This window comes from Mobiluncus mulieris (genome assembly GCF_014204735.1).
Lineage (GTDB): Bacteria > Actinomycetota > Actinomycetes > Actinomycetales > Actinomycetaceae > Mobiluncus > Mobiluncus mulieris.
The window spans coordinates 856,083-868,226 of sequence record NZ_JACHMA010000001.1; the positions used below are offsets into that span (position 1 = coordinate 856,083).

Below are 12,144 nucleotides of genomic sequence, written 5' to 3' on the forward strand. Positions count from 1 at the left end.
AGAAAGAAAGGTGACACAGTGAGTTTAAAACGAGTAGCGCTACTGACCGCAGGAGGCTTCGCGCCCTGCTTGTCTACGGCAGTGGGAATGCTAATTGAGAGATACACGGAGTCCGACCCGAATGTCGAGATTATTGCCTACGAGCACGGCTATCACGGCCTGTTGACCGGCAAGTATTTCGTAATAGATGCCGAGGCTCGCGCCCATGCCGTTCGCCTGCAGAACTACGGCGGTTCCCCGATTGGTAATTCTCGCGTAAAGCTTACCAACACCGCTGATTTAGTCAAGCGTGGCCTCATCAAGGAAGGGGAGGATGCTTTACAGGTTGCTGCCAATCGTCTGGTTAAGGACGGGGTTGATGTGCTGCACACCATTGGTGGTGATGACACGAATACTACCGCCGCCGACTTGGCTGCATACCTGGAGACCAATAACTATCACCTGACCGTGGTGGGTTTGCCTAAGACTATTGACAACGATGTGGTACCGATTCGCCAGTCGCTGGGTGCGTATACCGCAGCGGAAAACACTGCGCTTTACGCCTCGCACATTATTTCTGAGTCGCGCGTGTCGCCCCGGATGCTCATCGTTCATGAGGTGATGGGTCGAAATTGTGGCTGGCTAACCGCCTATTCCGCAAAGCTCTACCGGGAGTGGTTGGATCAACAGCAATTCGTCCCCAGCGTAGGTTTGGATCGCTCCCACTGGGAGATTCACGGGGTATATGTCCCAGAAATGAAGATGGATATCAAAGCGGAAGCCAAACGGCTCAAAGAGATTATGAATCGGGTAGGAAATGTCAATATTTTCCTGTCCGAGGGTGCGGGTGTGATGGATATTGTGGCTGAGATGGAAGCGGCTGGACAGACGGTTAACCGCGACGCTTTCGGGCATGTGCGCCTTGATGAAATCAACCCGGGTCAGTATTTCGCCAAGCATTTCGCCACGGATTTGCAAGCCGAAAAGGTTTTGGTGCAAAAATCCGGATACTTCGCACGCTCTGCTCCATCTAATCAACAGGATTTGTTGCTGATAAAGGGCATGGTGGACTTGGCGGTACAGAGCGCTTTTGCTGGCAAATCTGGGGTTATTGGGCACGACGAAGAAAACCACGATGTTCTTAGCTGCATTGATTTCAAACGGATTAAAGGTGGCAAGCCTTTCGATGTGACCACACCATGGTTCCAAACCTTGCTGTCTGAAATCGGCCAAATCTAGAGATTGCTGATAATCTTGGTCCAGGCCACCAATGGTAGCCTGGACCAAGTTACAACTGGGGTACAAGGACAATAATCAGCGTGGAACACAGCGTAGAACAACTTCATCTGCAAGACTTCGAAGCGGCGTGGCGTGCCTGTCCCGCCGTTCAACAGCCGGCTTATCCCGATGTGGTCGAAGTCCAGCGAGTCTGCGTGGAACTCAAACGCCGTCCACCCCTGGTTTTCGCTGGGGAAGTCAATGAACTGCGCGAACTTATGGGTAAGGCTGCCAAGGGCGAGGCTTTCGTGCTGACCGGCGGGGATTGCGCGGAAACTTTCGCGGAATCCACCGCCGACCACTTGAAACTGAAGGTTCAGACGATTTTGCAAATGGCGGTGGTCTTGACTTACGGGGCAGGGTTACCGGTGGTCAAGATGGGTCGGATGGCCGGGCAATACGCCAAGCCGCGTTCGGCTGACACCGAGACTCGTAATGGCGTGACCCTGGAATCTTATCGTGGGGACGCGGTCAATGGTCACGAGTTTACCCGGGAATCTCGCACCCCAAATCCCAAGCGTCTGCTGGAAACCTACCAATATTCGGCCGCTACGCTGAACCTGATTCGAGCCTTTACTCAGGGTGGATATGCCGATATGCGCCGGGTTCACGAATGGAACAAGGGGTTTGTGAACAATCCAGCCTATGCCCGTTTCGATGCCCTGGCTCAATCCATCGATGCGGCGATGCAGTTCATGAAAGCAACTGGGGTGCCTGCCGATGCGATGCGTACAGTGGATTTCTATTCGGCTCATGAGGCGCTTCTCTTGGAATATGAAAACGCTTTGACTCGTGTCGATTCTATTTCCGAGGACTTGTACGATACTTCAGCGCACTTTGTGTGGATTGGGGAACGTACTCGGCAACTTGATGGTGCACATCTGGAAATGCTTTCGCGGGTGAAAAATCCGATTGGAGTGAAACTGGGGCCTTCTGCCACCGCAGAAGACGTAACACACCTGGCAGAGCGACTCAACCCGGAGGGTATCCCCGGACGACTCACCCTGATTTCCCGTCTGGGGAATGCTTCGGTGCGCGAGATTCTGCCCGGTTTATTGCGTGCCGGTAAAGCCACGGGCAAACCCATTGTGTGGATGTGTGACCCGATGCATGGTAACACGGTGAAAACTGCGAGTGGCTATAAGACTCGTCACTTTGAAACGGTTCTGGACGAGGTGCGCGCATTTTTCGAGGTTCACGAAGCCGAAGGGATGATTCCCGGTGGCATTCACGTAGAGTTGACCGGCGATGATGTTACCGAAATCGTGGGTGGTACTGAAACCGTGGATGAAGCCGCCTTGGCGAAACGCTACGAGACTCTGGTAGATCCGCGCCTAAATCACCAGCAATCCTTGGAGCTGGCTTTTATGGTGGCGGAAATGCTGGCGAAACTGCGTCCCGGATTGCAAAACACTGACCTGGTGGATTTCCCTGAAATGGGTTTCTAAATCATCCGTATTGTGACAGTTGACCCCACCGGGATTACCGTCCCAGCTCTGGGGTTAGTATCAGCAACAATACCCGCCACATTGAACACTCGCTCAACACGGACTTTCAGACCTAGGCCTTGTAAAATCGCGGTGGCATCCGCTTGAGATTTACGTTGCACATTGGGAACCGCCACGGTTCGCGGTCCTTTAGACACCACGAAGGAAATCTCGTCGTGCCGATAAACGGTGGAACCGCCCTTAGTATTTTGGCTGATAACTAAGCCTTTAGCTACCGTGTCGGAGTAATCCTCGCTAATATTGGAACTCAAGCCGGATTGCGCTAGTAAAGCATTGGCCTCATCCCGAGTCTTCCCGACCAGGTGTGGTACAGTAACCGGTTCACGTCCCTTCGAGATAACAGCCTTCACCACTGTGTTGTGCGGGATGGTGGTGCCTGGAGCTGGGTCTTGACTAATCACCGTGCCTTGAGGCACCGTATCCGAGTAGTCTTCGCTGATTTGCGGGGCGGTAAAACGTGCTTTGGTTACCAACTCGGTTGCTTGCGGCGCGGTTTTCCCAGACAAGTCAGGCATTCGCAGCATCTCAATGCCTTTGGACACATAAATCGTGGCTTTTTGGAAGCGTCCCAAGGGCTGGTTAGCGGCCGGTTGGGTGCGAACTACATTGCCAGCGGGTACCTCGTCATCAAAAACGTCTTGTCGCTGGAAAGCTATATCGTTGTCTTGTAGTGCCTTAGAAGCTCCCGACCACTGCTGGTTAGTCAAATCCACCATGGGGCGATACGATCCCGGTCCCCACAGGAAAAACCATGCCGCACCCAGAGCGCACAGCATTACCACTAAAACGCTTATGAGTGCTATAAGTCGGCCTCGTCTGTGGGCTTGCGTGGGGTGGTTCGTGGGGGTGGCGGGTTCATGAGGTGCCAACGGGGTTGTACCCTTAGCCTTACGACCAAACCATCTTTTTTTCTGGGTTCCTGTCATGGCTAACGGCACCTGGTTTAAAGTCGGGGTTGCCATAACCGCATCCATAGGCTCGGAATCTTCCAGCGTTGGTTTTGCCGAACCTCGCAGAGTCAGTTCCTCGGGGTTAAGCTCGGCCAGAACATCTTCTACCAAAGCCTTGCCTGCCGCCGCATCCACCGGGCGGTGTGCCGGATCCCTTTCCGTGAGCTTCGTAATCAGTTCGTCCACCGCTTCGGGAACCCACGGTTCAGTTTGGCGAATGTGAGGCAAATCGTTGTGTACATGCGCATAGGCGACCTGGATAGGGGAATCCCCAGTGAAAGGCGGTACCCCTGCCAACAGTTCATAAAGCATGATTCCGGTAGCATACACATCTACGCGTCCGTCAGCAGTCTCGCCCGAGACGGTTTCAGGAGCTAGATAGGCTACTGTTCCCAAAATAGAACCCGTAGTGGCAGCGGTAGCTTCGGAAGCTGCACGTGCTAGGCCGAAATCAGCCACTTTTACCGGACCGGACTTGGGGATAAGCACGTTTTCTGGTTTGACATCGCGGTGCACAAATCCACTACGGTGCGCGGCGGCCAGGGCATCAAAAATCTCCGTGGTGATTCTAAGGGCTTCCCCTAGGGGCAAACAGCCTTGGGAACGCAAATAGGTACGCAGATTGGGGCCTTGCACCAGTTCCATCACTAGATAGCTTGAGCCCTCGGTGGTGCCTTGATCATAGACTGCGACCACTCCCGGGTGGGTCAAACGAGCAGCAGCACGAGCTTCGCGGCGAAACCGCGCCACGAAATCCTGTGATTCAGCTAAGTGGGGGTACATGATTTTCAAAGCCACCGGACGATCGAGGCGTGTGTCTTTGGCCCGATAAACCGTGGCCATACCGCCACGCGCAATTCGCGCCTCGATAACGTAGCGGGAATCAACCGTGGTTCCCACCAGACTGTCCGGCTGGGCTTGGCCGCCAACCGGCACGACGGAACCCGGGTGAGGAACAGTCAATGGTGGTAAAGCGTCGGAATCATCTTCTGCCAGGTGTTTACCGTTGCGATTTGGCCGCACAACGGGTGCTGGAATCTTCGTGGTAGCAGCGTTTCTGTCCTGACTAGCGGGCTTATCGGCACTATCGCCGTTCCGGGAGGATGTTGGGAGGTCTGCAGACCTGGGTTCATGAGATTCCGTCACGCCGGTAAGTCTATGATAAAAATGCTCGGATTTCTGTGTCCCTCCCCGAGAAGTAACACTTTTCAGCGTAGTTTTGTTTCATGAATGATATTTGGACGGAATTGGAATGGCTCACACCTAAGGAAGCCGCCGCTTTTCTAGAAGTGGAACCTAAACAGATACGCACCTGGACAAAAGACGGCTCCCTGGTAGCCTTAGAAAACCCCACTGACGGTAAACACATGATTCCCCGGGGATTCCTGGTTAAAAGGGAAGATTACGTCGGGCCACTTGAAACTTTGAAAGGCACTATTACTTTGCTTCGTGATTGCGGATTAACAGATACAGAGATAGTAGGCTGGCTGTTTTCGATCGAGGAGACACTGGGGGAGACCCCGCTACAAGCTCTGCTGACTGGGAAAAAGAAAGCGGTGAGACGAATCGCGGGCGCATTGGCGCTGTGAAGATGGCACCTCATGAACCCGACGGAAAACCCTAGTTTTCGCGATTAACCAAAGCCGAGCCAAAAGCACAGAGCTGCTGTTTAATCTCCAACGGAACATCGAGAGCATCGAGAATCAACTGGGACTGATTCAGATGCTGATTCATAAGCTTCGCTACCGCCGCCCGTGCCCCCGAACCGGTAATAATCGCTTGGATATTAGATAAAATCGGCGGGGTCAAATCCGGAGCCCCCCAGTAGCGTTGCAGGTATTCGCGACCCTCGTCATCAGTCATTTCCCAAGCTACCGCTAGTTGCACTGTGCGTTTACCGGCGCAAATATCGTCCCCACTGGGCTTGCCAGTTAACTCCTGGCTGCCGAAAATCCCCAAATCATCGTCACGCAACTGGTAGGCAATCCCCAGCGGCGTCGAAAAGTCCTCTAGTTTAACCAGTAAATCGGGGGTGGCACCAGCCAAGGCTGCTCCAATCAGAATTGGAATCACCACGGAATAACGTGCCGTTTTGTGGCGAATCACCTCCATAGCGCTTTCCTTAGAAGGCGGAACATCAGCAGTTAAATCCCGACTTTCCGCGAAAAGATCCAGGTACTGGCCGTAGGCTACCTCAGCTTGCATTGTCACGTAGAGCTGTCCCAGTGCCTGGAGTCTTGCGGAATCCAGGCCTTTCACCGCGCTGGCGAAATAAGAGTTTGCCGCCGCGAAGAGTAAATCCCCCCACAGAATTGCTGCCGATTCCCCAAACTTCGGGCCGCCCGCCGGCGAGGAAGTCATGAAAGCAATCTGAGCTGATGGTAAACCGCGACGAATCCGGGCTTCATCAATAATGTCATCGTGGACAATGGCAGAGGCCTGGAACAGCTCCAGACAAGTCCCCAAATCCAACAGGCAACCGGGAATCTGAGGGCTGACCGTGCCGCCGGACGCAATCCATCCGATATAGGCTCCGATAGCGCGAAAACGCTTGCCGCGTAACAGTAAACCTATGGTGGAATCGGAAAAATCATCGAGCTGTTTTTCACTCAGCGCTGCGCTAGTGCAATGCTGCCAGGGGTGGTTGAGTCGGTGGCCTACGCCAGTACGAATCTCGTCGGCAAGTGGAATTTCCTCAATCATGTGGCAAATTTTACCATGTAAGATGAAAATCTGGTAGCATAAAATTATAATTGAACCTCGGACGTTGAAGATGACTTAGCGTGAGAAAGGTTCGGGGTGTCTACGACAAAGCAAAAATCTGACGAAGTTCAAAGCGAAACTACCCAGAAAAAGAGGGTCACCACAGCAAGGGAAACTGCCAGCAAAACCACCGGCACCACTGCAATAACCGCGAGTGGTGGAGCCGCGAAAACCGCAGCTAAGACCGCAAGTAAAGTTGCTGCCAAGAAAACCTCTGTCGCCAAGACCACGGCGACGAAATCTGCTGCTGCGAAAGCAGTGAAAAGTAAAGCAAACGCCAAGACTACGGCACCCAAAACCGCCAGTTCCAAGACCGGTAGCACTAAAACCGCCACCGCAAAATCCGGAACTTCAGCCCAAAAAGTGGCAGCGTCCGGTAGTAAGACCACCAAAGCGGCAGGTAACAAGGCCGCTAGTGCTAAGACTGCTGGTACTAAAACCACGAAAAATTCCGGTGCTAAAACCGCCAAGGCGGCTGGCACTAAAGCTTCTGCTGCTAAGGAAACTGGCAGCAAGTCCCCCAAAACCAGTGGGGCAGCAGCTAAGAAAACTGCTGCGGGAAAGAAACAGGCTGATACCACTAAAACTGGTGCCTCATCCTCTAAAAAGGGCACTACAGCGCGAAAGACCACAGCGACGCGGCGCGGACATAAGCCTAAGGACGCGGATACCGAGATTCCTAAAGATTTGCCTCTGGACGAGGAAGAAGAATTAAACGAGGATAGCGAACCTGATGATGTCGAACTGGACGAGGAAGACATCGAAGAAACCGACCTGGATGACTTCGAGGAAGGTGACGAAGACGACCTTGACGACGACACCGATGGCGAACAAGACCACGATATCGAGGACGACACAGCAGATTATTCAGGGGACTCTAAGCACAAGAAGGGCTCCAAAACCGCCGAATTCGTGATTTCGGAAAAAGACGAAACCGACGAACCTGCCCAGAAAGTCACGGTGGCAGGGGCGACTTCGGATCCGGTCAAGGATTATTTGAAGCAAATCGGTAAAGTCGCCCTGTTGAACGCTGAACAAGAAGTCAATCTGGCCAAGCGTATCGAGGCGGGGCTCTATGCCGAGCACCTGTTGAAAACCGAACAAGATTCGATGACCCCGAAGCACGCCCGGGAACTGCACTGGGTGGTGCAAGACGGGGTAAATGCCAAGAATCACCTGTTGGAGGCGAACCTGCGTCTGGTGGTGTCCTTGGCAAAGCGCTATACCGGGCGCGGGATGCTGTTCTTGGATTTAATCCAGGAAGGCAACCTGGGCTTGATTCGCGCGGTCGAGAAATTCGACTATTCCAAGGGATACAAGTTTTCGACCTATGCTACTTGGTGGATTCGCCAGGCGATTACCCGTGCTATGGCCGACCAGGCGCGCACCATCCGCGTGCCGGTGCACATGGTAGAGGTTATCAATAAACTGGCGCGGGTGCAGCGCCAGATGCTGCAGGATTTAGGGCGCGAACCCACCCCGGACGAGCTGGCTCGCGAGCTGGATATGACCCCGGAAAAGGTCGTGGAGGTACAGAAATACGGGCGTGAACCGATTTCTCTGCACACCCCGCTGGGTGAGGACGGGGATTCCGAGTTCGGGGATTTGATTGAGGATTCCGAGGCTGTGGTTCCGGCTGACGCGGTGTCTTTCGTAATGCTTCAGGAACAGTTGCAGCGTGTGTTGGATACCTTGAGCGAGCGCGAGGCGGGGGTTATCGCCATGCGCTACGGACTCAACGATGGGGTGCCGAAGACTCTGGACGATATTGGGCATCGCTACGGGGTGACCCGCGAGCGGATTCGCCAAATCGAGTCCAAGACCATGTCGAAGTTGCGCCACCCCGCGCGCTCCCAGTCCCTGCGCGACTACCTGAACTAGCCCCGTCTGGGTTCTTTAGATTCGCTATGACTACTGCCGTGGTCTGCTTGCGTTGCGGCAGGTTCATGAGGTGCTAGTCGGGAAATTTGGCGTAGGTTTCACATCGCGACAAGCGCAATTATTCGTGGATGGCGCCGTTTTTGGCGCTGAATACTAGGAGTTCGGCGCGGGAGCGGACTTGGAATTTTTGCATGATGGAGGTCATGTGGGTTTTGATGGTGCTTTCTTGGCTGTGTAGGGTTTTGGCGATTTGGGCGTTGCTTTTGCCTTTGAGGACTTCTTGCCAGACATCACGTTCTGCGGGTGTCAGGGCTTGTTTCCCGGCGGTGTACTTGGGGTCGGGGGTGAAGTTGGGGTCTTCGTAGTTGGCTATCAGCATGTTGAGTGGCTTGGTGGACATGAAACGTCCGCCCTTGGCGACTTGTTTGATGGCGGCGGACAGGTCTGCCCTTGGGGCATCCTTGGTTAGGAATCCGTCGGCTCCGGCTTCTAGGGCTTCTTTCAGCCAGGTGTCGTGGCGGAAGTTCGTCAGCATGATGACACCTAGATTGGGGAAACGTTCCTTGATTTGCCTGGTGGCTTCGATGCCGTCCATTTTCGGCATTTCCACGTCCATTAGGACTACGTCGGGATGGTGTTTCTGTACTAAATCGAGGACGTGGTGGCCGTCAAAACCGACTCCTTCCACAACCTTTTGTCAATCCCTATGAAGCACTTCAGAATCCGGAATTACCACTCACCACTACAGACTGGAGTGAATTCGGGAACCCTCTTGAAGATTCTGAGGTTAAACGCTTCATAAAGTCATATTCTCCTGTGCAAAACGTTAAATGTCAGGAATATCCTTCTTTAGCTGTTGTGCTCGGCGAAAATGATACAAGAATTAGCAATCGCGATGCCATTGAATGGATTAATAAAATTCGGGAATATAACACCACCCAAACCGAATGTCTGTGCTCTATTGTGCCAAATGTCGGTCACGGAACCACGCATCCCGAGTTTGAATACGCCTTCTGGTATCGCCACTTATTATCACCGGCACACGGCAATTGATGGTGTCGGGTAGCCGGAAATTGTTAAGGCCTAGAGAGCCTCTGACCTGCGGGAACGATAGGCGGAAGCGAGCGGTTTGAAAATTTTCCTGATTTAGGTCTAGTCAGGGAGGGGTTCCCTTTGGTATAATGAGAGCTACCGCTGGGTTTCGTCGGGTCGTTAGGCTAAAGCGCAAGGTGGCGAGGTGGTGGCGAGTCTGGGAAACCCAGGATTTCATCAGACTTAAGGAAGGGAATTATCATGAATAGACTAAACGCTTTCCGTTGGTTTGTTTTTGGATTCTTGATGGGTATTTGGGCTATATGGTTGTGTCTGGTATTAATATTTCAAGACGATTCGTCAGCTCAGGCTAAACTTAATCCGCTGCTCTGGGGATGCTTAATCGGCCAGTTCATTATCATTATCCCCTTATTCCTGCTTAGCAGTAAGGCGAGGAAATACCAACAGAACCAAAAGGAAGCCTTAGAAGCTGCCTCTCTAGTATCCAGCTAGAGTGATGTTGTTCCTAGCGGGGATTTTGCAAAGGGGAACGCCATGAATACTGTGCCGCTTTCAAAACGAATTAACGCCATAATCGCAGGTAGCGCCGCATTAGTACTGGCTGCTGTGTCGCTTACAGGATGCAGCCCGAGCCAAGCCGGGGCTGCGCAAAATCGACGACACCCAAACTGGCGCATCCCAGAACGCTAACAACCCCGCCACCTCGAAAGATAGCGGGATATATTCCCCGCAGAAAGCCCAGGAAATCTCCACGTACCTCATGAAACTGAGTGAAAACGGAACCGGTACCACCGAGGCGCGCCCCAACAAAATCGAATACCTGCCCGATATCCCACCAACCCGATTTCGCGCCAAAAACCTCGACACACAATATGGCCCGGTCAAAACCAATCTACAGATTAGCCCAGCCGGAACTTTCGAACTCCCAAGTGACATCGAATTCCTGCCGGGAACCAGATATTCCCCAGATTACAAGGCCTATCGAATCGGCTGCGACACGGAATGTGAAAAGCATAAGGAACGCCCCTTTGCATCCGGCACCGCCATTCACCAGATAGACCTCAAAGCCAAAAAGTCACCGAAATGTATCGCAGCCCCGCAGGATGGAGGATAACCGGGCTCACCAACAGCGCGGAATGGATAGTGTGGGAAGAATCCCCCGACAAGGCCGCTGTGGGCACCGACAAAATGGTAGAGCCCTATCCGTGGCGACTCATGCGCTGTGCCAAAACCGAATTCCTACAAAAAACCTGTAAACCCACCCCGCTCGACAGCGACGAAACCGGGCAAACCAACGGGCCGGGTGACAACCTGGCCATCCACCAAGATGTGCTGCTCTACACCACCGGGAGACAACTCGGCGGATTCAACGGCGATAAACTGGAATACCCCAGCCAAGCCCATGTTTTGAACCTGAAACACCCGGGGACACCCCGCCAGCTTTTCACCTCGCATTCCCGGATTTTCGTGGGATTCACCTCGAAAGGGGTGCCCCTGGCTTTCACCAACAATAACGAAGTCGAATGGATGTACATGGAAAAACACGGTAACCCGACCGCCTGGGGCTTCGACCCCAGCAAAAAATGGCAAGCCGTGAAGATTTTCGAAGGCCAGGCGCTAAACGGATACATCATCGACGCGGCGGTGGGTGACCGGATTATTTGGCAAGATTACATCGAATTCCCCGGGATGAAGAATTATCCCGTAGAGGCACCCAGCGACGTGGTGCGCTACGTGAACTTGACTGGGGAAAAGATTAAGCGCACCGTCGGGGAAACCGTGCTTGGCTACGGTCATTTCTTGGGGAAGATATTCGTCCGCGAGCAGGTGACCCAGGCCGATCATCAATGCCGAGCCTCGGCGGTAGATTTGCGCTCTAACGGTGCGGTGGAATTCACCGAGCCGGGGGACTGCCAATACCCGGCGAACTCCAACGCTCCCGGCGAGGCTTTCGCCAACATGCGCGATTGGGGCAGTAAGGCGCTGGCCGGCCACGGGGACGACTACTTTTTCCTCTCAACCTGGGTGCATGATGACAACAACCCGGACAGTCAGACGATTCACGTGTATGACGTGAAATAACCGCCGTCAGGGGCGGAATGTAGCGATTGGCGGTGCTAGATTTCGGACAAAGCCCGGTCAAGCAGATCACGAACTGCAGTGCTTTGAGAGACGCGATGCAGGCTCATGTAACGGTTGAGTTTCGCTTCGCGAGCCGAGTCGATTTGAACCGGAATAATCTTTATTTCGGGAACGTCGCCGACTCCAAAAGAACTTTCTCGCATCCGTTTTGCGCCTTCTTCCAGCTCCTCCAAAGAATAGCCGCGCTCCGCTTCCGTCACATCCTGGCGAATCAAGGCCGCTTCCTCCGGGGGCAGGTCACCAATCTTCCTGATAGTGTAGCCACTCATTGCGTCCTCCTTCCATCAAATTCCGGTATTTTTTACGCATTGGCATCGCATGTATAATCGCTTCGCCATAGCGCGTGGTTCGCGCAACTATGACTTCCAAGGGTTGTCCGCTCGAAGAAAAACCCAGATACAAAATTTTTCGGGGTTCTTCCCGCATTAAGAAACGCTGCTAAGGATGCTCAACCACGAACACTGAATCATCTGGCTTTATGCCGTGTTTGAGCGCCGATTCCAGTATTTCCACCAAACCAGTCTGGCATAGCAACCCACGGATGTCTAGTGTTGTCCATGTACATAGTGGCCTGAAATAGTTGCCGCAGG

At 53.4% G+C, this 12,144-nt stretch carries 10 protein-coding genes and 1 pseudogene; 7 read left to right on the forward strand and 4 right to left on the reverse strand.

Going from position 1 to position 12,144, the window contains the following annotated elements; translation table 11 throughout:
* Positions 1 to 18 precede the first annotated feature (18 nt).
* Entirely contained in the window at positions 19 to 1,218 is a 1,200-nt protein-coding gene (locus F4555_RS03925) for a pyrophosphate--fructose-6-phosphate 1-phosphotransferase (protein WP_036342295.1), read from the forward strand.
* 80 nt (positions 1,219 to 1,298) lie between these two features.
* On the forward strand, positions 1,299 to 2,705 hold the full coding sequence (locus F4555_RS03930; protein ID WP_004014935.1) for a class II 3-deoxy-7-phosphoheptulonate synthase: 1,407 nt from the start codon (positions 1,299 to 1,301) through the stop codon (positions 2,703 to 2,705).
* Here F4555_RS03930 and pknB read toward each other — a convergent pair.
* On the reverse strand, positions 2,702 to 4,861 hold the full coding sequence (gene pknB, locus F4555_RS03935) for a Stk1 family PASTA domain-containing Ser/Thr kinase (RefSeq protein ID WP_263475960.1): 2,160 nt from the start codon (positions 4,859 to 4,861) through the stop codon (positions 2,702 to 2,704). The two genes, F4555_RS03930 and pknB, sit on opposite strands and share 4 nt — an antisense overlap.
* Positions 4,862 to 4,941: 80 nt before the next feature.
* Here pknB and F4555_RS03940 point away from each other — a divergent pair, with 80 nt between their 5' ends.
* The gene (locus F4555_RS03940) at positions 4,942 to 5,304 is read left to right on the forward strand and encodes an Rv2175c family DNA-binding protein (protein WP_115326061.1); all 363 of its coding nucleotides are present in this window, start codon (positions 4,942 to 4,944) and stop codon (positions 5,302 to 5,304) included.
* Positions 5,305 to 5,335: 31 nt separating this feature from the next.
* Here F4555_RS03940 and F4555_RS03945 read toward each other — a convergent pair whose 3' ends face one another.
* On the reverse strand, positions 5,336 to 6,418 hold the full coding sequence (locus F4555_RS03945; protein WP_004014938.1) for a polyprenyl synthetase family protein: 1,083 nt from the start codon (positions 6,416 to 6,418) through the stop codon (positions 5,336 to 5,338).
* Positions 6,419 to 6,514: 96 nt separating this feature from the next.
* Between F4555_RS03945 and F4555_RS03950 the strand changes: the two genes are divergently transcribed.
* A complete protein-coding gene (locus F4555_RS03950; protein WP_115326060.1) occupies positions 6,515 to 8,359 on the forward strand; it encodes an RNA polymerase sigma factor in 1,845 nt (614 codons plus the stop codon).
* A 118-nt stretch (positions 8,360 to 8,477) separates the two neighbouring features.
* Here F4555_RS03950 and F4555_RS11420 read toward each other — a convergent pair whose 3' ends face one another.
* Positions 8,478 to 9,047: a response regulator transcription factor gene (locus F4555_RS11420; protein WP_115326059.1), complete on the reverse strand. Its 570-nt coding sequence runs from the start codon at positions 9,045 to 9,047 to the stop codon at positions 8,478 to 8,480.
* Positions 9,048 to 9,109: 62 nt separating this feature from the next.
* On the opposite strand from F4555_RS11420, the pseudogene F4555_RS03960 reads away from it, so the two are divergent.
* The 3 genes and pseudogenes from F4555_RS03960 to F4555_RS03970 form a co-directional block, all read left to right on the forward strand.
* A pseudogene (locus tag F4555_RS03960) lies at positions 9,110 to 9,412 on the forward strand (prolyl oligopeptidase family serine peptidase); the annotation flags it as partial.
* Positions 9,413 to 10,172: 760 nt separating this feature from the next.
* Entirely contained in the window at positions 10,173 to 10,526 is a 354-nt protein-coding gene (locus F4555_RS11120; RefSeq protein ID WP_255312907.1) for a hypothetical protein, read from the forward strand.
* The gene (locus F4555_RS03970) at positions 10,496 to 11,494 is read left to right on the forward strand and encodes a hypothetical protein (protein ID WP_221413440.1); all 999 of its coding nucleotides are present in this window, start codon (positions 10,496 to 10,498) and stop codon (positions 11,492 to 11,494) included. The genes F4555_RS11120 and F4555_RS03970 overlap by 31 nt, the downstream gene beginning before the upstream one ends.
* 35 nt (positions 11,495 to 11,529) lie before the next feature.
* On the opposite strand, the gene F4555_RS03975 is transcribed toward F4555_RS03970, so the two are convergent.
* Positions 11,530 to 11,823 carry a hypothetical protein gene (locus F4555_RS03975; protein WP_004012476.1) on the reverse strand — a complete coding sequence of 98 codons (294 nt, stop codon included), beginning with the start codon at positions 11,821 to 11,823 and terminating at the stop codon, positions 11,530 to 11,532.
* Between the last annotated feature and the right edge of the window lie 321 nt (positions 11,824 to 12,144).